The sequence below is a fragment of the Nocardioides jejuensis genome (assembly GCF_004337475.1).
Classification (GTDB): Bacteria; Actinomycetota; Actinomycetes; order Propionibacteriales; family Nocardioidaceae; genus Nocardioides; species Nocardioides jejuensis.
Window position 1 is genome coordinate 18858 of the sequence record NZ_SJZJ01000011.1, and the last position, 24045, is coordinate 42902.

19 protein-coding genes are annotated in these 24045 nt (G+C 71.3%); 7 read left to right on the plus strand and 12 right to left on the minus strand.

Going from position 1 to position 24045, the window contains the following annotated elements; translation table 11 throughout:
• Positions 1–6: 6 nt before the first annotated feature.
• Positions 7–876, plus strand: coding sequence for a prephenate dehydratase (locus tag EPD65_RS08070; RefSeq protein ID WP_131582969.1), 870 nt, complete (start codon positions 7–9; stop codon positions 874–876).
• A gap of 253 nt (positions 877–1129) precedes the next feature.
• Here the strand turns inward: EPD65_RS08070 and EPD65_RS08075 are convergent, their stop codons facing one another.
• A complete protein-coding gene (locus tag EPD65_RS08075; protein WP_131582971.1) occupies positions 1130–2677 on the minus strand; it encodes a DEAD/DEAH box helicase in 1548 nt (515 codons plus the stop codon).
• A gap of 203 nt (positions 2678–2880) precedes the next feature.
• The gene (locus EPD65_RS08080) at positions 2881–3675 is read right to left on the minus strand and encodes a crotonase/enoyl-CoA hydratase family protein (RefSeq protein WP_131582973.1); all 795 of its coding nucleotides are present in this window, start codon (positions 3673–3675) and stop codon (positions 2881–2883) included.
• A gap of 68 nt (positions 3676–3743) precedes the next feature.
• On the opposite strand from EPD65_RS08080, the gene EPD65_RS08085 reads away from it, so the two are divergent.
• Positions 3744–4544 carry a transglutaminase-like domain-containing protein gene (locus EPD65_RS08085; RefSeq protein ID WP_131582975.1) on the plus strand — a complete coding sequence of 267 codons (801 nt, stop codon included), beginning with the start codon at positions 3744–3746 and terminating at the stop codon, positions 4542–4544.
• Positions 4545–4553: 9 nt separating this feature from the next.
• Here the strand turns inward: EPD65_RS08085 and EPD65_RS08090 are convergent, their stop codons facing one another.
• From EPD65_RS08090 to EPD65_RS08110, 5 genes are all read right to left on the minus strand, one after another.
• On the minus strand, positions 4554–5459 hold the full coding sequence (locus EPD65_RS08090) for a transglutaminase family protein (protein WP_207891464.1): 906 nt from the start codon (positions 5457–5459) through the stop codon (positions 4554–4556).
• A complete protein-coding gene (locus EPD65_RS08095; protein WP_131582979.1) occupies positions 5456–8002 on the minus strand; it encodes a circularly permuted type 2 ATP-grasp protein in 2547 nt (848 codons plus the stop codon). The genes EPD65_RS08090 and EPD65_RS08095 overlap by 4 nt, the downstream gene beginning before the upstream one ends.
• Positions 8003–8011: 9 nt before the next feature.
• Entirely contained in the window at positions 8012–11317 is a 3306-nt protein-coding gene (locus EPD65_RS08100; RefSeq protein WP_131582981.1) for a transglutaminase family protein, read from the minus strand.
• A 70-nt stretch (positions 11318–11387) separates the two neighbouring features.
• Entirely contained in the window at positions 11388–12602 is a 1215-nt protein-coding gene (locus EPD65_RS08105) for a fatty acid desaturase family protein (protein WP_131582983.1), read from the minus strand.
• 11 nt (positions 12603–12613) lie between these two features.
• Positions 12614–13711: a ferredoxin reductase gene (locus EPD65_RS08110; protein ID WP_131582985.1), complete on the minus strand. Its 1098-nt coding sequence runs from the start codon at positions 13709–13711 to the stop codon at positions 12614–12616.
• 96 nt (positions 13712–13807) lie between these two features.
• On the opposite strand from EPD65_RS08110, the gene EPD65_RS08115 reads away from it, so the two are divergent.
• Positions 13808–14980 carry a PucR family transcriptional regulator gene (locus EPD65_RS08115; protein WP_243640504.1) on the plus strand — a complete coding sequence of 391 codons (1173 nt, stop codon included), beginning with the start codon at positions 13808–13810 and terminating at the stop codon, positions 14978–14980.
• 101 nt (positions 14981–15081) lie between these two features.
• Here EPD65_RS08115 and EPD65_RS08125 read toward each other — a convergent pair whose 3' ends face one another.
• Both EPD65_RS08125 and EPD65_RS08130 read right to left on the minus strand, forming a co-directional pair.
• Entirely contained in the window at positions 15082–15720 is a 639-nt protein-coding gene (locus EPD65_RS08125; protein WP_131582987.1) for a DUF1345 domain-containing protein, read from the minus strand.
• A 1-nt stretch (position 15721) separates the two neighbouring features.
• Positions 15722–16174: a GreA/GreB family elongation factor gene (locus EPD65_RS08130; RefSeq protein WP_131582989.1), complete on the minus strand. Its 453-nt coding sequence runs from the start codon at positions 16172–16174 to the stop codon at positions 15722–15724.
• Between the two features lie 87 nt (positions 16175–16261).
• On the opposite strand from EPD65_RS08130, the gene EPD65_RS08135 reads away from it, so the two are divergent.
• Positions 16262–17227, plus strand: a complete 966-nt coding sequence (locus EPD65_RS08135; protein ID WP_207891465.1) for a cation diffusion facilitator family transporter — start codon at positions 16262–16264, stop codon at positions 17225–17227.
• Here the strand turns inward: EPD65_RS08135 and EPD65_RS08140 are convergent.
• Positions 17224–18168, minus strand: a complete 945-nt coding sequence (locus EPD65_RS08140) for a Dyp-type peroxidase (RefSeq protein WP_207891466.1) — start codon at positions 18166–18168, stop codon at positions 17224–17226. The genes EPD65_RS08135 and EPD65_RS08140 overlap by 4 nt on opposite strands.
• 249 nt (positions 18169–18417) lie before the next feature.
• On the opposite strand from EPD65_RS08140, the gene EPD65_RS16225 reads away from it, so the two are divergent.
• Positions 18418–19545 (plus strand): lysozyme family protein, encoded by a 1128-nt coding sequence (locus tag EPD65_RS16225; protein WP_165872935.1) that lies wholly within the window; start codon positions 18418–18420, stop codon positions 19543–19545.
• A gap of 81 nt (positions 19546–19626) precedes the next feature.
• On the opposite strand, the gene EPD65_RS08150 is transcribed toward EPD65_RS16225, so the two are convergent.
• Positions 19627–20775: a CaiB/BaiF CoA transferase family protein gene (locus EPD65_RS08150; RefSeq protein ID WP_131582991.1), complete on the minus strand. Its 1149-nt coding sequence runs from the start codon at positions 20773–20775 to the stop codon at positions 19627–19629.
• A 104-nt stretch (positions 20776–20879) separates the two neighbouring features.
• Complete coding sequence (locus EPD65_RS08155) at positions 20880–21329, minus strand: DUF4396 domain-containing protein (protein ID WP_131582993.1); 450 nt, start codon at positions 21327–21329, stop codon at positions 20880–20882.
• A gap of 91 nt (positions 21330–21420) precedes the next feature.
• Between EPD65_RS08155 and EPD65_RS08160 the strand changes: the two genes are divergently transcribed.
• Positions 21421–21990, plus strand: a complete 570-nt coding sequence (locus EPD65_RS08160) for a PadR family transcriptional regulator (RefSeq protein ID WP_131582995.1) — start codon at positions 21421–21423, stop codon at positions 21988–21990.
• Positions 21987–24023, plus strand: a complete 2037-nt coding sequence (locus EPD65_RS08165; RefSeq protein ID WP_131582997.1) for an NADPH-dependent 2,4-dienoyl-CoA reductase — start codon at positions 21987–21989, stop codon at positions 24021–24023. The genes EPD65_RS08160 and EPD65_RS08165 overlap by 4 nt, the downstream gene beginning before the upstream one ends.
• The last annotated feature ends 22 nt before the right edge of the window (positions 24024–24045 follow it).

Sequence of the window (24045 nt, forward strand, 5' to 3'; positions counted from 1 at the left end):
GTGTCCGTGACTGCGAAGACGATCGCCTACCAGGGCGAGCCCGGCGCCAACTCCGACATCGCGTGCCGTGATGCCTACCCCGCGTGGGAGACGCTGCCGTGCGCGTCGTTCGAGGACGTCTTCGCCGCGATCCAGGAGGGTCGTGCCGACCTCGGCATGATCCCGATCGACAACTCGCTCGCCGGCCGCGTCGCCGACATCCACCACCTGCTGCCGAAGTCAGGCCTGCACATCGTGGGTGAGTACTTCATGCCGATCCACTTTCACCTGATGGCGATCCCGGGTGCGTCGATCGACGGGATCAAGACCGTCCACTCGCACGTGCACGCCTTGGGTCAGTGCCGCCGGATCATCGCCTCGCTCGGCGCCCGCCCGGTCATCGCGGGCGACACCGCCGGTTCGGCGCGTGAGGTCGCGGAGTGGGCGGACCCCTCGCGGGCGTGCCTCGCCCCGCCGCTCGCGGCCTCCGTCTACGGGCTCGACGTCCTGGCCGAGAACGTCGAGGACGAGGACCACAACGCGACCCGCTTCGTCATCCTGTCCCGGGAGTACGTCGAGGCGCCGGTGCCGGCGGCCGACTCCGACGAGATGGTCGTGACGACGTTCGTCTTCCGGGTGCGCAACCTGCCGGCCGCGCTCTACAAGGCACTCGGCGGCTTCGCGACCAACGGCGTCAACATGACCAAGCTCGAGGCCTACATGGTCGACGGCGAGTTCACCGCGACGATGTTCCTCGCCGATGTCGAGGGACACCCGTCGTCGCCGGAGCTCGCGCGTGCGCTCGAGGAACTCGCTTTCTTCACCGACGAGCTGACCGTCCTGGGGGTCTACCCCGCCGCGGAGTTCCGCATCGAGGGCGAGCACCAGCCCAAGTAGCCCGCCCCGCGCCGAGACGGGGCCTGTGCCGTGCTGAGACGGGCCTCGTGCGACGCCGACACGGGGCGTGTGCCGTGCTGAGACGGGCCTCGTGCGACGCTGAGACGAGGCCTGTGCAGGGCACAAGCCTCGTGTCGGCGTTGCATGAGCCTCGTCTCGGCGCCGCGGTCTGCGGTGGAGCACCAAGGGGTGGACTTTTCGTCAGTATGTGACGAGAAGTCCACCCCTTGTTACGAGTGCTGGTCCTGCAGGGTCAGCGGCCGCGGCTGAAGTTCGCGGCGCTGTGGCTGCCGCCGCCCGAGCCGGAGCCGGTACGACGCGCGCCACCCGAGCGCTGTCCGCCCTGGCCACCCTGGCCGCCGGAGCGCTGGCCGCCGCGGGCGCTGCCCTGGCCGCCACCCTGGCCACCCTGGCCGCCGGACTTCGCCTGGCCACCCTGGCCACCCGAGCGGGCCTGACCACCCGAGCGGGACTGACCGCCGGAGCGACCCTGGCCCGAACCGGACTGGCCACCCGCCGAGCCGGAGCCCGAGCCAGTGCGCGAACGCGAGCGGTTGCGGTTGCGGCCGGCGCCACCGCCGGCCTTCGGAGCCGACTGCTGCGCGGGCGCCTCGACCGCGAGACCACCCGGGACCTCGACACGCTCGCCGGGGGCGAGGGTCTTGAGCAGCGGGTGCGACGCGTCGCCGATGACCGTGGTCGTCGGCTTGATGCCGGCGGCGCGAGCCAGCGCACGAACGTCCCGGACCTGGTCGTCGGTCATCAGCGTGATGACGGTGCCCTCGGCGCCGGCGCGCGCCGTACGACCGGACCGGTGGAGGTACGCCTTGTGCTCGGCCGGCGGGTCAGCGTGGACGACGAGCGCCACGTCGTCGACGTGGATGCCGCGCGCGGCGACGTCGGTCGCGACCAGGGTCGTGGCGGCGCCCGAGTGGAACGCCTCCATGTTCCGGGTGCGGGCGTTCTGCGAGAGATTGCCGTGCAGGTCCACCGTCGGAACGCCGTTGGCGTTGAGCTGGCGGGCGAGCGCCTTGGCGCCGTGCTTGGTCCGCGTGAAGACCACCGTGCGGCCCGGCGCGCGGGTCAGGTCGACGAGGATCGGCAGGCGCGACTCGCGGCGTACGTGGAAGATGTGGTGGTCCATCTTGGCGACCGGCGACTGGGCCGAGTCGGCCTCGTGCGTGACCGGGTCGTTGAGGAACTTCTTGACCAGCTGGTCCACGGCGTTGTCGAGCGTCGCCGAGAAGAGCAGGCGCTGCGAACGCGGCGGCGTCGCCTGGAGCAGGCGGCGCACGGCGGGCAGGAAGCCGAGGTCGGCCATGTGGTCGGCCTCGTCGAGGATGGTGATCTCGATGTCCTTGAGCGAGCAGTGACCCTGCGCGATCAGGTCCTCGAGGCGCCCCGGGCAGGCCAGGACGACGTCCGCGCCGCGGCGCAGGCCGGCGACCTGGGGGTTCTGGCCGACGCCGCCGAAGACGGTCTGCGTGGTCAGGCCGAACTCGGCCGCGAGCGGCTTGAGCGAGGCCTCGATCTGGCCGACGAGCTCGCGCGTCGGGGCCAGGATCAGGGCGCGGGGAGCACCCGGGCGGGGCTTGCGACCCGAGGCGGCGAGGCGCGCGACCATCGGGAGCAGGAAGGCGTAGGTCTTGCCGGAGCCGGTGCGGCCGCGGCCCAGCACGTCGCGGCCCGCGAGGGAGTCCGGGAGCGTGGCCTTCTGGATCGGGGTGGGGGTGGTGATGCCCTGGACAGCCAGGACGGTGGCCAGCGGCGTGGGTACGCCGAGGTCGGAGAAATCAGACACAGGAGAGTCGTTTCGTTCGGTGTCTCACCAGAACGCCCGCGCGAAGCGGGAGAATGGCCTCGGGAAGCGAGGCGCAGCCGCGAGGCGGCTGCCGATCCGCGGCAAGACTGGGCGGATGTCAAGAGACTACCTGACAACCCCTCTGACCAGCGAAAACAGGCGGAGTGAGATCCCCCACCCCGCCTGTCGTCAGCGCGGTCGGATCAGCGCTGGCGCGGGCTGTACGACGGCGTCGACTTCTGGAACGCCGCGTTGCGCGCCGCCGAGGTGTTGCGCGCGATCAGCAGGAAGAACTGCTCGACCCGCTCCCGCGCGAAGGTGCGCCGCGGGGAGGCGTTCCACGAGTCGTTGAAGAGGCGCTTGGCGGCCGCGAGCTGGTCGGGCGAGCGGACCTTGAGCTGCTCGGCGAGCGCGAACGCCGCAGCGAGCGGGTCTGCGTCGAGGTCGGTCACGAGGCCCATGTCACGGGCCTCCTTGCCGGAGAACATCTCGGCGGTCATGGTCAGCTTCTTGGCGGTGTCGATGCCGACGAGCTCCTTGAGCGCCTGCACGCCGGACATGTCCGGGATCAGGCCCCACTTGCCCTCGAGCACGGACCAGGTGGAGTCCGGCGTCGCGAAGCGGAAGTCTGCCGCGAGCGCAATCTGCAGGCCACCACCGAGGCAGTTGCCGTGGACCGCCGCGATCACCGGGACCGGGATCCGGCGGAAGCCCCACGGGGCCTCCTGGAAGATGTTGGTGCCGCGCAGCGGGTTGGGCACGAAGGCGCGGAGGATGCCGCCCGGGTTCTTCAGCACGTTCGCGAAGTCGAGGCCGGCACAGAACGACGTGCCCTGACCGCTGACCACAACGGCACGCAGGGTCTTGTCCTTGCGCAGCTTCCTCGACGTCGCGGCGAGGTCCGCGAGCAGGTCGAGCGTCAGCGCGTTCATCTTGTCGGGGCGCGCCAGCTGGACGTGGGCGATGCCGTCGACGGTGGTGCAGGAGACATAGGACATGCCCCGAGGTTACTCCCGGGTAGCCCCAGCCGCGAGGGCGATTCGGCTCACACCGTTACGGTTTCCACATGCGCGACGTGAGCAGCCGGATCCAGCTCTCGGTGACCACGCCCGCCGACCTGGTCTTCTCGGTCGCCGTGGCATCGACCAACACCGTCGAGTCCGAGTCGCTGCTCGTCACGCTCGACGGGACGCCCCTCGACCCCGCGGCGATCGTCGAGCTCACCGACGCGCACGGCACGCGGTTGCACCGCGTCGCCACCCCGAGCGGCCTCCTGCAGGTGGAGTACGCCGCGACGGTCAGCGGCAGCACGCCACTCGACGCCGAGCCGATGGACCAGGTGGAGTACCTGCGACCGAGCCGCTACGCCGACTCCGACCGCCTCGCCAACGTCGCGTACTCGCACCTCGGCCAGCTGTCGGGATGGGACCTCGTCGAGGGCGCCCGCCGCTGGGTCCTCGACAACGTCGTCTACGCGCCGGAGAGCACTGACCCGGTCGACGGTGCACTCGAGACCTACCTCAGCCGGGAGGGAGTCTGCCGCGACAGCACCCACCTGATCGTGGCGTTCCTCCGCGCCCGCGGGATCCCGGCGCGCCTCGTGTCGGCGTACGCGCCCGGGCTGCAGCCGATGGACTTCCATGCCGTGGCGGAGGTGCTGATGGACGGCGCGTGGTTCGTCATCGACGGCACGGGCCTGGCCGCGCGGCCCGCGCTGGTCCGGATCGCCACGGGCCGCGATGCAGCGGACACCGCGTTCCTGACCATCGTCAGCGGCCGCGCCGACCTGCTCGAGATGGCCGTCACTGCCATCTCCCGCGGCGGCCTTCCCGTCGACGACGGACGCCAGCGGGTCCGGATCGGCTGACCCCGCGCGTCAGACCCGCGTCACGTCGACGGCCACGTTGAGCGTCGAGGCACCGGCCGCCTCGGCGAAGACGACACCCTTCAGCGGAGAGACGTCGCGGAAGTCGCGCCCCCAGGCCGTGACGACGTAGCGCGAGTCGGCGAGGTGGTCGTTGGTCGGGTCGAGATCCACCCAGCCGCCCCCGGGCACCATCACCGATGCCCAGGCGTGCGAGGCGTCCGCGCCGGCGAGCTTCACCTGACCCGGAGGCGGCTGCGTCTCGAGGTAGCCCGAGACGTAGCGCGTCGGCAGGCCCAGCGAGCGGAGGCAGCCGATCGCGAGGTGGGCGAAGTCCTGGCAGACACCCTGTCGCAGCTCGAGCAGCTCCGGGAGTGTCGTACGCACGGTGGTCACGCCGGACTTGTACGCGAAGTCGCGGTAGATCCCGCGGGTCAGGGCAAGGATCGCCTCGCCGAGCGGCATGTCGGGGCCGATCACCGACCGGCAGTAGTCGACGACCTCCGGAGCCGGCTGCACCAGCGGCGAGGGCAGCAGGTGCCCGACGCGCTCGACCGCCTCGGCGGATTCGAGCAGCTCGGCGGCCGCGGACGCCACGGTCCAGCGGTCGAGGGCGGCTAGGTCCGGCTGCGGCCAGTGCACCTCGAAGCGGCTCCGCTTCTCGACGATCAGCTCGTTGTGCGCGGTCTGGATCTCGACGTAGAAGGAGTGGTTTCCGAAGTGGTCGACGTGCTCGGTCATCACCTGCGGGTCGGGCGAGATGACCACCTCGTTGGAGAGCACGCGCTGCGACGGCGTCTCACGCGGCGCGAGGAATCCGCGCTCGAAGCACGACTCCACCGGACCTTCATACGTGTACGTCGTGCGGTGATGCACGTCGTACTGGCGCGGGGTCCAGTCCTCAGGGCCTTGGCTCACGACGTCACCGCCCAGCTGATCGGTAGCGTGCGCTGCGAGGTCTTGCGGGCGAAGCGGCGGCGCGTGAGGTCGTCGGAAACGGCGTGGAGCGTGGCCCGCACCTCCGCCAGGATCTCGCCCAGGCCGGACCGGTCGCCCGTGCAGGCCTCGACCAGGTCGACCCGGGCGATGTGGTCGGCCAGCGCCTCGGCCTTCGCGGCGAGCACGTCGTCGCCGACGAGACGCAGGTCCTCGACGAGCCGGTCGACGCTGAACGCCACCGAGCGCGGATTGCCCTTGTCGAGCAGCAGCAGCGAGACCGCGGAGTGGATCGGCCAGACCGGGCCCTCACCCGCCACCGTGCGGCGACGGTGGGTCAGGATCGACTCGCCCACCTCGAGCACCGCCTCGGTCAGCTGGCCGTCGATGATCGGCGGGCGCTCGTGGGCGATCGTGGACGCGAGCAGCGCCACGGTGAACTGGGCACGCTCGAGGCGGATGCCGCCGTCGAGGAAGCCCCACGTCTCGTCACGGACCATCGACTCGGCGATGACACCGGAGACCGCGAGCAGCGACTCGAGGACGTCGTACAGGCGTGGCTGGAGCTGGTGCTCGTCGGAGGGCACGTGGGCCAGCGTGCGGTCCAGGCGCGACAGCACGTGCCAGATGTCCTGGGAGAGCTGGTCGCGCACGCGCTGGGCCGCGTCGCCCAGCCGGTCGGCCGCATAGCGCAGGCTGCCCGACTGGAGCGGGTCGCTGACCATCGTGCGCACGTGCTGGCGGGGCTGCGCGGGGTCACCCGGCACCCGCGTGATCGCGGTGGCGGCCGCAAGGAGAGCGCGCATCGCCTGCTCGCCCGGCGTGCCCGGACGCGCGGCGTGGTCCTCGACGAGGTCGTCGCAGACACGCAAGATGCGCCCCGCGGCCTCGGCGCGCTCGGCGTACCGGCCCAGCCAGAAGAGGTTGTCGGCGACACGGGGCGCAACCACGGCCCGCGGCCGGACCGCAACCAGGTCGGGTCGTACGCCGGGATCGCCCCAGCCAGCCTCGGCGGTCTCGGGTGCGAGCACCCAGACGTCCTTGGCGATCGCACCGCCCGAGTTGGAGACGTGGAGCTGAGAGGGCCCGGTGGCAGCCCGGGCGAGGCCGCCCGGCATGACGTGGCGCTCGCCGTCGCGCTCCGCCCAGAAGGTGCGCAGGACCAGGCGGCCGGGGGTCAGACCGGTGGGCGTCACGACCGGGGTCGTCGAGAGCGGCAGGGGCTCCTGGCCGATCCAGGCCCACGGCTCGGACTCGATCCGGCGACGCAGGCGATCGCGGCCTTCGGCGGAGAGGTGCCCGCCGAGCTGTGCCTCTACCTCGCCTCCCGTCGCGATCGGACGCAGCACCAGGCGGTCGATGTTCGCCAGCACGTGCGCGAGCCCGTCGCGATCGCCGCACCACCAGGCAGGCTTGCCGGCGAGCTGCAGGTCCTCGCCGAGCAGCGCCTGGGCGACGGCCGGGAGGAACGGCGCGAGGCCGGGGTTCTCGAGCACCTGGGCGCCGAGGGGGTTGGCGACGGTCACGTTGCCCTGGCGGGTCGCCTCGACCAGTCCGGGCAGTCCGAGCTGCGAGTCGGCGCGGAGGTCGAGGGAGTCGCAGTACTCCGGGTCCACGCGGCGCAGCACGACATCGACCGGCTCGAGACGCCCCGCCGCGCGCAGCCAGACCCGGCCGTTGCGGAGCATCAGGTCATCGGACTCCGCGAGCGGGAAGCCAAGCAGGCTGGCCAGGAAGCTCTGGTCGTACGCCGTCTCCGACATCGGCCCCGGCGACAGGAGAACGACGCGCGGCACCTCGCTCGTCGGCGGCGCTGCCTCGCGGACGGCAGCCGACATGGTGTGGAAGAAGCCGCGCAGGCGGGCCAGCTCCGTGCTGCGGTGGAGACCGGCGAGCACGCGCGTCGTCACGCGTCGGTTGGCCATCGCGTAGCCGGCACCTGAGGGCGCCGACGTCCGGTCGGCCAGGACCCGCCAGGTGCCGTCCGTGTCGCGCCCGAGGTCGTGGGCACCGAGGACGAGGCCGCCGCGGCTGCGGATCCCGTCGACCTGCCGCAGGAAGCCCGGATGGCCGAGCACGACCTCGGCCGGAATCACGCCGCGACGCAGCAGCAGCCGGTCGCCGTACAGGTCCTCGAGGAGGGCGGCGAGGAGGGTGGCGCGCTGTTGGATGCCGCGCTCGAGACCACTCCACTCCTCCGAGGTGAGCACGACGGGCAGCGGGTCGAGCCGCCAGTGGCGGTCGCGGATCCCGTCGATGCCGCCGACGCCGTAGCGGATGCCGTCGTCGTGGACGAGACGCCGGGTCTCGGCGCGCGCCGCCAGCAGACCGCCCTGGCCCATGGCCTCGATCGCGTCGGCAAGCAACAGCTGGGTCGGCCGGACGTCGCCCCCGGCGATCAGCTCGTCCGAGCCGAGCAGCGGGTCGGGCCCGTGGTCGCCCAGCCGCCCGCGGTAGTCCGCGAGGACGCCGGACGACGCACCCGCGGGCGCGGCGGCGGCAGCCGGGTTGAGCGAGGAGGTCACGCGCAGACCCTACGACCGATTTCCCGGGGAGAAGCGCCGAAGGTCCAGTGTGGTCGGGTACTCGACACCTGCAGCGGCATCGATCGGCGCCACGGCGTCGACGTCCACGGGGCCCGCTGTGTGGCCGCCGGCACGGAAGCGGGTTGCCCGCCGTGCCTCGGCACTCATCGCGTTGACCGGACGGTCCTCGTATGACCGTCCCCCCGGGTGCACCACGTGATAGGTGAACCCCCCGAGGCTGCGCGAGTTCCACCGGTCGACGAGGTCGACCACGATCGGCGAGTGCACCCCGATCGTCGGGTGCAGGGCGGAGTACGGCGCCCACGCGCGGTAGCGGACGCCCGCGACGTAGTCGCCCGGGATGCCAGTGGCCGTCAGCGGGACGGGTACGCCGTTGCAGGTCACGACATGACGGCCCTCGACCAGGCCCGTGGCCCGGATCTGCAGCCGCTCGACGCTGGAGTCGACGTAACGCGCGGTTCCGCCCAGCGCCATCTCCTCGCCGAGCACGTGCCAGGGCTCAATCGCCTGACGTGCCTCGAGGTGGACGCCGGCGACGTCAACCTCACCGAGCCGCGGGAAGCGGAACTCGAGGAACGCGTCGAACCAGGCCGGGTCGAAGAGCGGTGCCTCGGGGTCGTGGGCACGGAGCCAGGCGTTGAGCTCGGCAACCACGTCGTACAGATCGGCGGTGGCGAACGCCGGGGTCAGGAAGCGGTCGTGCAGCCGGGTGCCCCAGCGCACGAGCGCGCCCGTGTAGGGCTCGTTCCAGAAGCGGGCCACGAGTGCCCGGATCAGCAGCGCCTGGACCAGCGCCATCCGCGGGTGCGGAGGCATCTCGAAGCCGCGCAGCTCGAGCAGGCCGAGGCGGCCGCGGTTGCCGTCGGGGCTGTAGAGCTTGTCGATGCAGAACTCGGCGCGGTGCGTGTTGCCGGTCAGGTCAGTCAGCAGGTGGCGCAGCAGCCGGTCGACGATCCAGGCCGGGGCCACGCCGTCCGGCGACTCCCGCGTCGCGCGGTCGAGCTCGGCGAAGGCGATCTCGAGCTCGTAGAGCGTCTCGTTGCGCCCCTCGTCGACACGCGGGCTCTGGCTCGTCGGGCCCAGGAAGCGCCCCGCGAAGACGTAGGAGAGGGCCGGGTGGTGTTGCCAGAAGGTGAGCAGGCTGCGGAGCAGGTCCGGCCGGCGCAACAGCGGGCTGTCCGCCGCGGTCGGACCACCGAGCGTGAAGTGGTTGCCACCGCCGGTGCCGGTGTGGGTGCCGTCGACGTCGAACTTCTCCGTGCCGAGACGGACCGCCTTCGCGTCCTCCGCGAGCGTCTCGGTGACCTCGCGCAGCTCGGCCCAGCTGGCCGTCGGCTGGATGTTGACCTCGATGACACCCGGGTCGGGAGTCACCGACAGCGCCTGCGTGCGCGGGTCGCCGGGCAGTGGGTAGCCCTCGATCACGACCGGCATCTCGACGGTGGCGGCGCTCGCCTCTATCGCGGCGATCAGGGCGAGCGCGCGGTCGAGGTCGGTCAGCGGCGGGAGGAAGACGTAGAGGTGCCCCTCGCGGGCCTCGACGACCACCGCGTGCCGTGGCGCGGACTCCACCGGCAGGACCTCCGCCGGCTCGGCGGCCAGCAGCTCGGCGTACGCCGTGAGGGCCGGGCGCGGTGCGAACGGGGAGACGTCCGGCAGGTCCGGCGGGGCCTGCCACGCGATCGAGTCGAGCGGCAGCCGCAGGCCCGCAGGCGAGTCGCCCGCGGTGAGGTAGAGCCGGCGCCGGCGGAGGTGCCACTGCGTGGTGCCCCAGCCCTCGCCGGAGGGGTTCTCGAAGACCGGGACGACCCAGGCCCGCTCGGCATCGAGCGCCGCCTCGTCGACCTCGCGGACGGCCGGCGCCGCTCCTTCGGGCTCGCCCCAGGGCTGGCGCGCCTCGTCCCAGCGGGCAGCGTACGGGTCGTCGTACGCCGGCAGGACGTGGTCGGCAGGTACGCCGAGGCGGGCAGCGAGGCCGGCGGCGATCTCCCGGACGTCGTCGCCCGTCGGGTCGGTCGGCGGACCCCACGGGTGGTCGAGGAGTGCCGCGTCGGACCAGACCGGCTCCCCATCGGCGCGCCAGGTGAGCTGGGCCTGCCAGCGCGGGAGCGGCTCGCCGGGGTACCACTTGCCCTGGCCGTGGTGGACCAGGCCGTGCGGCGCCCAGCGCTCCTTGAGGCGGGCGGTCAGCTCCCGGGCCAGCTCGCGCTTGCCGGGGCCGTCGGCCGCCGTCGCCCACTGCTCGCTCGCCTGGTCGTCGATGCTGACGTAGGTCGGTTCGCCACCCATGGTCAGCCGTACGTCGCCCGCCTCGAGCAGGCCGTCGACATACGCGCCGAGGGTGTTGACGGCCTCCCACTGCTGCTCGCTGTACGGCAGCGTGATGCGCGGGTCCTCGTGGATCCGCGTAACCGTGTTGGAGAAGTCGAAGGAGACCTGGATCGGGTCGGTCGATCCCGCGATCGGTGCCGAGCCGCTCGGGTGCGGGGTGGCCGAGAGGGGAATGTGGCCCTCGCCGGCGAAGAGTCCCGACGTCGGGTCGAGTCCGATCCAGCCGGCACCCGGCACGTAGACCTCGGTCCAGGCGTGGAGGTCGGTGAAGTCCTCGGCCGGGCCGCCGTCCGCGGCGTCGTCGGGAGCCAGCTGCACCAGGTAGCCACTCGCGAACCGGGCGGCCAGGCCGAGCTCGCGCAGCACGCTCACCAGCAGCCAGGCCGAGTCGCGGCACGAGCCGATCGCCCGGTCGAGCGTCTGGTCCGGCGTCTGCACGCCGGGCTCCATGCGGACCGAGTACGCGACGCTGCCGTTGACCGCCTGGTTGACCTTCACCAGGAAGTCGACGATGCCCGTGGCACCCGCGAGCGAGGCCAGGTCGTGCTCGGCGAGCCACGCGGTGACCAGCGGGCCCGGGCCTGTCCCCGGCGTCTCGTCGACGGGCTTCAGATAGGGCTCGAGGTCCGCGAGCAGGTCGGCCGGGTAGGCGAAGCCGTAGTGCTCGGCGTACTCCTCGACGAAGAAGTCGAACGGGTTGATGACCGTCAGGTCGGCGACCAGGTCGACGGTGATCTCGAGCTCCTTGACCGGCTCGGGGAAGACCAGCCGGGCCATGAAGTTGCCGAACGCGTCCTGCTGCCAGTTCAGGAAGTGGCCGCGTGGGCTGACCGTCAGCGAGTACGAGTCGATCGGCGTCCGGGAGTGCGGCGCCGGCCGGAGCCGGACCGTGTGCGGGTGCACGGCCACCGGCTCGGCGAAGGTGTACGTCGTGCGGTGCTCGAGTGCTACGCGGATGGTCACGGCCGCCACGCTAGGGGCACCACGTTGCGCGCGCGTTTCCGATCAGGTGCCCGGCGTGAACTCACGCGGCTCAGGCAGCAGCCGCATCGAGCTCGGCCTGGATCGCCTTGCGCGCCTTCCGACCGCCGGTCGACATCTTGTAGAGCTGCGCCATCCGCTTGGGGGCGTTCTTCGGCGTGGTCGTCGCGAGCCAGCCGTTGGGCAGCGAGAGGCGGAAGACCTTGTGCCAGGCGCTGGCGAGCTGCTTCGGGAACGAGCCCTCGACGTACGGCAGGTCGTACTTCTCGAAGACGGCCTTGACCTTCGGCGCGACCTCGGCGAGGCGGTTGGAGTTGAGGTCGGGGAAGAGGTGGTGCTCGACCTGGTGCGACAGGTTGCCGCTCATGATGTCCATCAGCTTGCCGCCGGTGATGTTGGCCGAGCCGAGGCCCTGACGGAGGTACCACTCGGCCTTTGTCTCGCCCTCGATCGAGGCCTTCTCGAAGACCGCGACGCCCTCGGGGAAGTGGCCACACATGATGATCGAGTGGCTCCAGATGTTGCGGCCCACGTTGGCGATCACGTTCGCGGCCAGCGTCGGCAGGAGGGCACCGAACGGCGCCGCCACGAGCGGGTGCACGACGTAGTCCTTGAGCATCTGGCCACGGATCTTCTTCAGCGTCGCCGCCGCGCCCTTGGTGAACTCCTCGGAACGCTTCTCCTTCGGGATCCGCAGGTTCTTGCCGAGCTCCAGGTCGTACGCCGCGATGCCGTACTCGAAGATGCAGGCGTTGATGGCGTTCCACAGCGGCTGCGCGAGGAAGAACGGGTGCCAGCGCTGGTCCTCGTCGACGCGCATGATCGAGTAGCCGAGGTCGTTGTCCTTGCCGAGGACGTTCGTGTACGTGTGGTGCAGCTCGTTGTGGCTGTGCTTCCAGGCGGCGGCGGGCGTCGCGTTGTCCCAGTCCCAGTTGGTCGAGTGGATCTTCGGGTCACGCATCCAGTCCCACTGGCCGTGCATGACGTTGTGGCCGATCTCCATGTTCTCGAGGATCTTGGCGATGGTGAGTCCGGCCGTGCCCAGCACGAAGGCGGGCGGGAAGACGCTGGCCAGCAGCGTGGCGCGCGAGCCCACCTCCAGCCAGCGCTGGAAGGCAATCATCCTGCGGATGTACGCCGCGTCGTCGGCGCCGCGCTTGGCGAGCACCTCCTGGCGGATCGCCTCGATCTCGGCGCCGAACGCCTCGATGTCCTCCGGCGTCAGGTGGGCGACGGGGTTCTGCTCGAGCTTCTGGATCGCGGTCATGGGGAACTCCCTCAGTTCTCGATGTGGCACGGGCCGGCGGCGGCCGTGATGCAGGTCTGGATCTTGACGGGGCCGGTCATGGCGTCGGCCGTGGTGACCTCGCCGGTGCGGAGGTCGCGGACGGCGCCCTCCTTCAGCGGGAGGACGCAGCCCATGCAGATGCCCATCCGGCATCCGCTGGGCATGAGGACGCCGGCCGACTCGGCCGCGTCCAGGACAGGAGTGGCGCCGTCGGCGTCGATCGCCTGGCCACCCACGTGGACGGTGCCGCCCTCGCCGGCGACGATCGTCGCCGCGCGGAACTGCTCGGTCTGCAGGGCCAGCCCGCGGGCCTCGTGGTGCGCCTCGAGTGCGGCGAGCAGGCCGCCCGGACCACACGCGTACGTCGTCCGGCTGGCCAGGTCGGGCACCAGCTGGTCGAGTGCCGCAACGTCGAGGACGCCGTGCTCGTCGTCGTACCGGGCGACCAGGTTGATCGCGCCGGCCGCGTCGAGCGCCTGCAGGTCGCTGAGGAAGATCGAGTCGGGCTTGCTCGGCGCGACGTGGACGACGGTGACGTCGAGGTCCCGGCTGCGGCCGGGGCGCAGCACGCCCTCGTCGGTCGACGGGAAGAGGTTGCGGAGCATGCCGACGACCGGGGTCACGCCCGAGCCGGCGGTCACGAAGAGGAGCTTGCGGTGCGACAGCGGGGTGACGCCGCGCTCGTCGGCCGGCAGGACGAACTCGCCCGCGGCCTGCTCGAGGTGGACCAGCGTGCCCGGCGTGGTGCGGTGCACGAGGAAGTTGCTGACCTTGCCGTCGGGGACCGCCTTGACCGTGACCGAGATCAGGCCGTCGCGGCGCGGACCGTGGGTCAGCGAGTAGGCGCGCCAGTTGCGGACGCCGTCGACGTCGACGCCGATGCGGACGTACTGGCCCGGCACGTGGCCGGCCCAGTCGGCGCCGGGCTTGATCACGATGGTCGCCGCGTCTCGGGTCTCCGACTCGACAGCCACGATGCGGCCACGCAGCGGCGCACCGGCGCGGAGCGGCGCGACCAGGTCGAGGTAGTCGGCGGGCAGGAGCGGCGTGGTGGCGGCTTCGACGACCCGGGTGAGGAGCGAACTCATGTGTTCCAGTCTCGGCGCCGCTGCGCGTAAACTCCTGACTGCTGCCGGTGAATCCAGCGGCCTCTTTTGTTCGATTCGCACAAAAGGATGCAGGACGTGACCGACCGCCTGATGACCGTGCCGCTGCGGTTCTCCGAGGACCAGCTGACGGCACTGCGCGCCCGCCTCCCCCGCCTCGGCGAGAAGGTCGTGGCCGCGATCATGGCCGAGGTGCCGGCGTACTCCGCGGCGTTCCAGGGTCGGATGGGCAAGACCATCCAGACGGCCGTGACCCTCGCACTCGCCGGCTTCTTCGACATCGTGACCTCGCCGGGCGCCGACGCCTCAGATGCGGCCGGGCAGGTGCGCGCGGCGGCGTACGACCTCGGGCGTGGCGAGGCCCGCTCCGGGCGGAGCATGGACGCGCTCACGTCGGCGTACCGGATCGGGACGGCAACCGCCTGGCGCGACATGAGCCGCGTGGCCGTCGAGCACGGCCTCAGCGCCGAGGGTCTGGCCAGCTTCGCCGAGGTGGTCTTCGACTTCCTCGACCAGCTGTCGGGCGAGAGCCTGGCCGGCCACGCGGAGGAGCTGGCCCGCAGCGGCCGGCTCCGCGAACGCCAGCTGGCCCAGCTCGCGACGGCCCTGATCGGCGGACGCGAGGCCGAGCGGCTGACCCAGCTCGCCGAGCAGGCCGACTGGCGCCCTCCCCAGCGACTGACCGCGGTGATCCTGCCGCTCGCGGCCGCCCGCTCCGTCCGGTCCGTGCTCGACGCCCGCACCCTCGGGCTCGCCGGCGACGTCGAGGCACTCGAGCCGTACGGCGGCCTGCCGGACCACGCGGTCCTGCTCGTGCCGGGGGCGCGCCCGGTGCTGCTGCGTACCCTCGCCGACACGGCTGCGGTCGTCGGTCCGACGGTGTCCTGGACCTCCGCGCAGGCGTCGTTCCAGCGTGCCGCGCGGGCCCTCTCCCTTGCCCTCGGCGAGGGGGTCATCGACACCGATCAGCACCTTGCGTCGCTCGTGGTGCTGGCCGATGCGGGCGCGCGCGACGACCTCCGCGCCCGGGTCCTGGCACCGCTCGCCGAGCTGCGCGAGGGCCAGCGCGAGAAGCTCACCGAGACCCTGCGCGCCTGGCTGCTGCACCAGGGCCGGCGCGACGACATCGCCGAGGCGCTCTTCGTGCACCCGCAGACGATCCGCTACCGGATGGGCCAGCTCCGCGAGGCGTACGGCGAGCAGCTCGAGGACCCGGCGTTCGTCCGCGACGCGACGATCGCCCTCGGCTGAGACGGGCCACGTCACCCAGCCCGCGATCTCGGTGTGTATCCGCGACCTCGAGGCCGAGCTCGGTGTCCAGATCGGTCGACGTCGGCACGGACCGGAGCGACTCAGGCGTTGACGATGGCGACGACCAGGTTGATCGTCGTCGCCAGGATCAGGGCCCCGAAGACGTACGACAGCAGGCAGTGCCGGAGCACGACCGACCGGATCTCGGTGCGGGTCACGTTGGTGTCGGACACGGCGTAGGTCATGCCGAGGTTGTAGCTGAAGTAGAGGAAGTCGCGGTACGCCGGATGGGCGTCCTGCCCATTGTTGAAGTCGATCCCGCCCGCGCCATCGGTGTAATAGAGGTCGGCGTAGCGCGTCGCGTACATCAGGTGGACCGACCCCCAGGCCAGGAAGACGCCGGCCAGCGCGAGCGCGGCGGTCGCGCTGTCGGCACCGTGGCCGAGGGCCATCAGCACCACGATCGCGGCCAGACCACCCACCGCGGCGAAGACGATGATGCCCTCCTCGAGCGCCTTGTCGACGACCTCGCGGCCGACGAACTCGCGCGTCTCCGCTGCGTCCATCGGCCACAGCACGGACCATCCCACGACGACGAACACGGCCGAGCTGACCGTGATCCCGACGAGGACGCCAAGGGCGGGCCCAGCCACAGCAGCCATCGCGAAGGCACCGATCAGGCCGAGGACCGAAGCGCCGATCACCCGCGGGATCGCGGACATCGGCTGTCGCGCCGCCATCTCAGGCGACGGTGTCGAGCGTGTGGCTCTGACCGTTGACGGTGAAGGTGTCGCCCGCACGGAGGCCGGCGATCGCCGTACCGACGGGTGAGTCGGCGCTGATCCCCTCGTAGCTCACGCCGTCGGCCTCGAAGGCGTCGGCGAGCACCCCGACGACGTACGACGAGCCACCGAAGGAGACCACGGCGCCCGGCCGGACGACATCGGTCGGTGTGACGTCGAGGGTCTCCGCGGCGTCCAGCGCTGCCTGCTGGCGCGCGAGGGAGAGCTCGAGGAGGGCGCCGAGGTCACCTGCCTCGTCGGCCTGGGACAGGTCGTCGGCCTGGTAGGTGTCCCCCGCGGGGATCCGGCTCGCGGCATCGTCGTCGCCGATCTGGGCCTGCAGCCCGGCCAGGGCCTCGGTCGCGTGGGCGACGAGTGCCGCCTTGATCCGCTGCTTCGTTGCGTCGTCCATGTGGCTGCCCCTCGTTTGCGGGTGATCTGCTCAGTCCATGATGCCGTGCCAGCCTCCACCCATCCCTGATGACCTAGCGTCTGGTGTGTGAGCACCCAGCAATCCAGCGAGAGCCTGCTGACCATCCTGGTCGCCTTCGCCGCGAACCTCCTGATCGCGGTCGCGAAGACGGTCGCCGCGGTGTTCACCGGATCGGCGTCGATGTCCGCGGAGGCCGCGCACTCCTGGGCGGACACCGGCAACGAGATCTTCCTGCTGGTCGGCGCCCGCAAGGCCGCCCGCCCTGCCGACGCCACGCACGTCCTGGGCTACGGACGGGTCGGCTACATCTGGTCGATGTTCGCGGCGTTCGGCCTGTTCACGGTCGGCTCGGCGGTCTCGATCTGGCACGGCATCCAGTCGCTGTCGACGCCCGAGGAGGGCGCCTCCTACCTCTGGGCGTACGGCGTCCTCGCGGTCTCCGTGGTGCTGGAAGGCACCTCGTTCCTGCAGGCCGTGCGGCAGACCCGATCGGCCGCGGTGACCCGCCGCCTGCACCCGTTGCGCTACCTGCACGTGACCTCCAACCCGATGCTCCGGGCGGTCGTCGCGGAGGACCTCTCGGCGCTGATCGGCATCGGCATCGCGACCACCTGCATCGCCCTCCACCAGATCACCGGGAATCCTGCGTGGGACGCCGTGGGCTCGATCCTGGTCGGCCTGCTGCTCGGCGTGGTCGCGCTCTTCCTCATGGGGCGCAACATGGACTTCCTGGCCGGCGAGGCGGTGACGCCCCTGGCGCGCAACGTCGCCCTGCGCGCGCTCGTCGACCACCCCGAGATCGACCGGGTCAGCTACCTGCGCATGGAGTGGATCGGCGCCGACCGGATCTACCTCGTGGCGGCCGTCGACCTCGTCGGGGATGCGCCCGAGTCATCCGTCGCCGGCCGTCTCGGGGAGATCGCCGACCAGCTCCAGGAGCGCCCCGAGATCGTGCGGGCGGTACTGACCCTGACCCGTCCCGGTGACCCGACCGACCTCCGGCCCGGCGAGCTGCCGGCGTGGTACCTCTAACCGGCGCTGTCCTCGAGGAATGTCGCAGTCGGGACGAAGAAGGAGCAGCCCGTGACCGCCGTCGAGAAGTCGAGGATCCGGTCGTGGTTGCCGGCAGGCTCGCCGATGAACATGCGGTGCAGCATCAGCTCGGTGATCGCGGGGTCGGCCGCGTAGCCGCAGAAGAGGGTGCCGAACTCCCCTGCCGCCGCTGACCCGAACGGCATGTTCTCGCGGACGATCCGCCGCTCGGTGCCGTCGGCCTCCACGATCGAGTTGACCACGACGTGGGAGTTGGCGGGCTTCACGTCGTCGGGCAGCTCGATGTCGTCGGACTTGGTGCGGCCGATGGCCAGCTGCTGCTGCTCGACGGTCAGCGCGCCCCAGGCCTCGAGGTCGTGCAGGTACTTCTGCACGATGACGTAGCTGCTGCCGGCGTACTCCGGGTCCTCGTCGCCGACGAAGACCGTGTCGACGGCGATCGCGCCGCCCGGGTTCTCCGTGCCGTCGACGAAGCCGAGCAGGTCGCGTTCGTCGTAGTAGCGGAAGCCCTGGATCTCGAAGACTGCGTCAGCCACCGACCCGAGCCGGGCCATCAGCTGGCGGGAGAGCTCGAAGCAGGTGTCCTGCCGGGACGAGCGGATGTGGAAGAGCAGGTCGCCCGGCGTGGACGGCGCAGCGTGCTTCGCGCCCGTCAGCGGCGTGAACGGGCGGAGGTGCAGCGGACGCTTCGCCGCCGGGTATAGGCGGTCCCAAAGCACGGACCCGACACCCGCGACACAGCTGAGCTGGGCCTCCGGGATCCGGAACCCGACCGACCGCACCAACGCCGCGACATCGCCGAGTACGCCGCGCACCGTGTCCGCGGCCTCGTCACCGTCGCGGACAGTCAGGACCAGGAAGATCGCGGACTTCGCCGGCGGCGCCAGGACGTCCTGCGGGAGTGGGTTCATCGCTGCCATGTCAGGTCACCCCGTTTGGGTCGTGGCGTGTGGGTCAATGCCCCGCGCCACCCTCGCACAGACGTGGTCGACGGGGCAGCGCCGACAGCCACACGGCAGGGTCGCCGCTCGGGGGCACCGAGCAGGCCACGCTGCACCTGCCGACCCCGGACCTGACCCCAGTTCTTGGACACTACGGCTGCTCTGACCACCCCAGACCCCTACCCGAAGCGCTGCGCCCGCAGGCCGTGGACCGTGAGCATCGAACCCATGAAGCGGACCCGACTCGCAGCCGTCCCCCTCGGAATCCCGCTCGGCCTCTTCGGCATCGCCGCCACCGGCGGAGCTGCTCAGGCTGCCGACGACCAGCCATCGCCGGAGCCGACGCAGGAGGTGCAGGAGGCGCAGCCCCTCGACGCGACCGCTGCGGCGGCACCCGTGGTGGCGTGGCGCCCCATCCCGCGCGGGCTCTCGACGCGCGACGAGGACCTCCTCGACGTACCCGACCGGGCGCTCGCGGCGTACCAGCGAGCGGCTGTCGTCATGGAAGAGGCGGCTCCGGACTGCCACCTCACCGCTCCCCTGCTCGCCGCCATCGGCAAGGTCGAGAGCGATCACGGCCGGCTCGGCGCGTGGAAGCTCGGGCCGCGCGCCCGGATGTTCCCCGCCCTGATCGGCACACCTGTCGCGAGGCCGTCGCGTCACCTTCCTCCGCTCCCCGACACGGACGGCGGCACCTGGGATCACGATCCCGATGCCGACCACCCGCTAGGGCCGCTGCAGCTCCTTCCCTCCCTCTGGCAGCGGATTGCGGTGGACGGCGACGGTGACGGTCTCCGCAGTCCCTACGACCTCGACGACGCCGCACTCGCGCTCGGCGTCGCACTGTGCAACAAGCACGCCGATCTCGCCGACTGGCAGGACCGCCGCGCGGCCCTGCGCACCCAGAACGACCGCCCTCGCTATGTGCACGAGGTCGAGGCCTTCCGCCGTGCGTACGCCGCACCCGTCGCGCTCCCGCCCGTCTCCATCACGACCATCGGCATCGTGATCACGCCGCCGCCCGCGCCGGACGAGGCGAACCAGGAGCCCGCAGCGAAGCCGCCGGCCAAGCCGACGCCGTCCACGGATCCGACCCCGGCGCCCAAGCCCCCGAAGCCCACGCCGACCCCCACGCCGCCGAAGCCCACGCCCACACCGGACCCGACGCCGACACCAGACCCCGTGCCGACTCCGGACCCGACGCCGACCCCGGACCCCGTGCCGACTCCGGACCCCGTGCCGACTCCGGACCCCACACCCGTCGCAGACCCGACAGCTGTAGCCGATCCGTCGGCGGACCCGGCGAGCGCCGTACCGAGCCCGGCACTGCTCGCAACGCTCGCCCCTACCGGCTGAACCGCGGGGCACCAGGCGTGCCGTCGGGGCGGCGGCCCGTCGCCCCGCGGTTCCCCCGCCGCGAGCTCACCGCATGAGTGGTCAGGCCTGGACGGCCACGCCCGCCTCGATCAGCTTGTCGACGCCCTCGATACCCCAGGCTTCCAGCGCCTCGCGAGTGTTGGCACCGGCGCCGACGGCAGGCGCGCCGATCGTTCCCTGCGTGCGCGAGAAGCGCGGGGCCGGCGTCGGCTGCAGCATGCCGCCGACCTCGGCGTACACACCGCGGGCCTTCATGTGCGGGTGCTCAGCGGCCTCGGGAATGGTCAGGATCGGCGCGACGCAGGCGTCGGTGCCGTCGAAGATCGCGGCCCACTCGGCCATCGTCTTCGTCTTGAACTTCTCGACCAGCACCGGGCGCAGGGCTTCGGCGTCGAACTGCTGCGGGCCGTCCTCGTCGAGCTCGAGCAGTGCCGCCATCGCCGCGTAGAACTGCGGCTCGATCGCGCCGACACTCAGATGGCGACCGTCGGCGGTCTCGTAGATGTCGTAGAACGCTGCACCGCCATCGAGCATGCCGGCCGCACGCTTGTCGGGCTGCGCCAGACCGGTGCCGACCATCATCGCGCCCATGGCGTTGAGGTGCGCCGTGCCGTCGACGATCGCCGCATCCACGACCTGACCCTGGCCCGAGACGCGGGCCTCGAGCAGTGCGGCGAGCACACCGATCACGAGGTACGACGAGCCGCCACCGAAGTCGCCAAGGAGGTTCGCCGGGAACTGCGGCTTGCCCGGCTCCTGCCCGAGCCCGAAGAGGGCGCCGGCGATCGAGATGTAGTTCATGTCGTGACCGGCGGTCAGGGCGAGCGGACCGTCCTGGCCCCAGCCGGTCATGCGGCCGTAGACGAGCTTCGGGTTGCGGGCCCAGCAGTCCTCGGGGCCGAGGCCCAGCCGCTCGGTGACGCCCGGACGGTTGCCCTCGATCAGGATGTCGGCGTCCGCGATCAGGTCGAGCACGGTGGCCACACCCTCGGGCGACTTGAGGTTGAGCGCGACGGACGGACGGCCGCGACCCATGAAGTCCTTCTCGCCGAAGGAGAGCATCTGGCCGCCCGGGCGGTCGACGCGGATGACGTCGGCGCCGAGGTCGGCGAGTGTCATGCAGGCGTGCGGGCCCGGGCCGATGCCGACGAGTTCGACGACCTTGATGCCGCGCAGCGGGCCGGTGCCCTGACCGAGTTCGATGCTCATGGGTACGGACTGTACCCGCCCGAGCCGGCGCAGCCTCGGAACTGGACACAAGTGGCAGGAATCCAGGACGGACCACTGCCACTTCTGTCCAGTTCCCCCGGCCATCAGTGATGGCCCGCGTGCAGGTGATGCACGGCAGCGTGCCCGAGGCCGCGGCTGATCATCCAGCGGTTGACCGGGACGGTGACCACGAAGGCGATCGCCAGCGAAGCCGCGAGCGACGACCAGAAGAGCAGGTCACCGAGGGTGGCCGCCATCGCCCCGGGCACGACCAGGATGAAGCCGTTGTCGACGAGCTCCATCACGAGGATCGAGACCGTGTCGGCCGCAAGAGCGGTGCGGACCGCCGTCGCGACGTCCGCGCCGGAGCGGCGTACGCCGGAGAAGGTGAGCAGGTAACCGAAGAAGAAGGCTAGTGCGACCGCGAGTTCGATGGAGGCGACTCCGCCCCAGCCCCACCAGGTCGCCAGCACCATGCCGAGCACCTCGCCGATCGCGCAGCCAGTGAGGCAGTGCAGCGTGGCAGAGACAGCGGTACGCCAGGTCGTGGTCATGCCTGCGAACGTATACCCCCGGGGGGTATCTATCAAGAGATCCGGGCCACAGGTCTTGCAACTTGTTGCATAGGTGTTCCACACTCATGCCATGGCCCTCGAGCACGCACTCCTCGTCTCCCTGCGCGAACGCGCAGCGAGCGGCAGCGAGCTCACCCGCCGCTTCGACAAGTCGTTCGGCTACTTCTGGTCGGCGACCCACCAGCAGATCTACCGGACCCTTGCGCGCATGGAGTCGGACGGCTGGCTGACCTCGGAGGTCGTGCCCCAGCAGGGCAAGCCCGACACCAAGGTCTACGCCGTCTCCCCGCTCGGCGAGAAGATCCTCGCCGTCTGGCTCACCGAGGCCCCGACCGACGCTCCCCTGCGAAGCGAGCTGGCGGTCAAGCTGCGCGGTGCGTCGTACGCCGAGGACCGGGCCGGCGTGCTCGCGATGGCCCGCGCCCAGCGCGAGGTGCACCGCACCCGCGCCGCGGCGTACGAGCAGATGCTGCAGCGGCAGTTCCCCCACCCCGAAGAGCTCTCGGACGCCGACGTGGACCGCTATCTGGTCCTGCGCGCGGGCGTCCGGGTCGAGGAAGGCTGGATCGGCTTCCTCGACGAGTACCGCACCACCCACGAACGCCGGGCCTCCGGCGCGACGGACAAGGAAGCACGATGAGCAACAACAGCGCCAACAGGTATCCACACCTCCTCACGCCCCTGAAGGTCGGCACCACCGAGCTGCGCAACCGCGTGGTCATGGGGTCGATGCACAACGGCCTCGAGGACAAGGTCGCCGATGTCCCGAAGCAGGCAGCGTTCTTCGCCGAGCGCGCCCAGGGCGGCGTCGGCCTCATCGTGACCGGCGGCTACGCGCCGGAGTGGCAGGGCTGGGTGAAGCCGTTCGCCGGCGGCATGCGCACCCGCCGTGACGCCATGCACCACCGCGAGATCACCGACGCGGTGCACGAGCACGGCGCCAAGATCGTCATGCAGATCCTGCACACGGGTCGCTACTCGTACCAGCCCTTCAGCATCGCGCCGTCCGCGATCAAGGCGCCGATCAACCCCTTCAAGCCGAAGGCGATGTCGGTCAAGCGGGTCGAGAAGACCGTCCAGGCGTTCGCCCGCTCGGCCTGGCTCGCGCAGAAGGCCGGCTACGACGGCGTCGAGATCATGGGCTCCGAGGGCTACCTGATCAACCAGTTCCTCGCTGAGCGCACCAACAAGCGCACGGACCGCTACGGCGGCTCGGCCGAGGCGCGCATGCAGTTCCCGATCGAGATCGTCCGCGAGACCCGCAAGAAGGTCGGCCCGGACTTCATCATCCAGTACCGCATCTCCCTGCTCGAGCTCGTCGAGGGCGGCCAGAGCTGGGACGACATCGTCGCGCTGGCCAAGGAGCTGGAGAAGGCCGGCGTCGACATCTTCAACACCGGCATCGGCTGGCACGAGGCCCGCGTCCCCACGATCATCACGCAGGTCCCGCGCGGTGCCTGGATCGACTCGACCGCTGCACTCAAGCCGCACGTCACCGTCCCGGTGATCGCCTCCAACCGGATCAACACCCCGCAGCTGGCCGAGCAGATCCTCGCCTCCGGCGGCGCGGACGCGGTCTCCATGGCGCGCCCGTTCCTCGCCGACTCGTTCATCGTGCAGAAGGCTGCCGAGGGCCGCGAGGACGAGATCAACATCTGCATCGCCTGCAACCAGGCCTGCCTCGACCACGCGTTCAAGAACCAGAAGGTCTCCTGCCTGGTCAACCCGCGCGCCGGCCGCGAGACGACGCTCCTCCTCTCCCCCACGCGCTCGAAGAAGAAGGTCGCCGTCGTCGGCGCCGGCCCCGCCGGCCTCTCCGCCGCGGTCTCGGCCGCCGAGCGCGGCCTGGCCGTCACCCTCTTCGAGAAGAACGCCGAGATTGGCGGCCAGTTCCGCCTCGCCATGCAGGTGCCGGGCAAGGAGGACTTCAAGGACTCCGTGGCCTACTTCGGTCGCAAGCTCGAGGTCCTCGGCGTCGACCTGCGCCTCAACACCATCGCCGACCCCGCCACCCTCGCGGGCTTCGACGAGGTCATCATCGCCACCGGTGTCGAGCCGCGCATGCCGGCGATCCCGGGCATCGACCACCCCAAGGCGGTCTCCTACGCCGACGTCCTCGACGGCAAGGTCGTCCCGGGCAAGAAGGTCGCCGTCATCGGTGCCGGCGGCATCGGCGTCGACATCTCGGTCTTCCTGACTCACGAGGACGAGACGCTCGAGGAGTGGAAGGCGCACTGGGGTGTCGGCGACCCGCTGCTCGACCCGGCCGGCCTGACCGAGAAGAAGCCGCGCACCCCCGCCCGCGAGGTCTGGCTGCTGCAGCGCAAGGTCGAGCGCATCGGCAAGGGCCTGGGCAAGACCTCGGGCTGGGCGCACATGGCGCACCTCAAGCAGGACGGCGTCCACCAGATCAGCGGCGCGTCGTACGACCTGATCGACGACCAGGGCCTGCACATCACCGTGACGGCCAAGGACGGCTCGACCACGACACAGGTCCTCGACGTCGACACCGTCGTCATCTGCGCCGGCCAGGAGTCGGTGCGCGGCCTGTACGACGAGCTGCACGTCGCCGACCGCCCCGGCCTGCACATCATCGGTGGCGCGGACGTCGCCGCCGAGCTGGACGCCAAGCGCGCGATCCTGCAGGGCACGGAGACCGCTGCCGCGATCTGATCCCCTCGCCGTCGAAACCCGG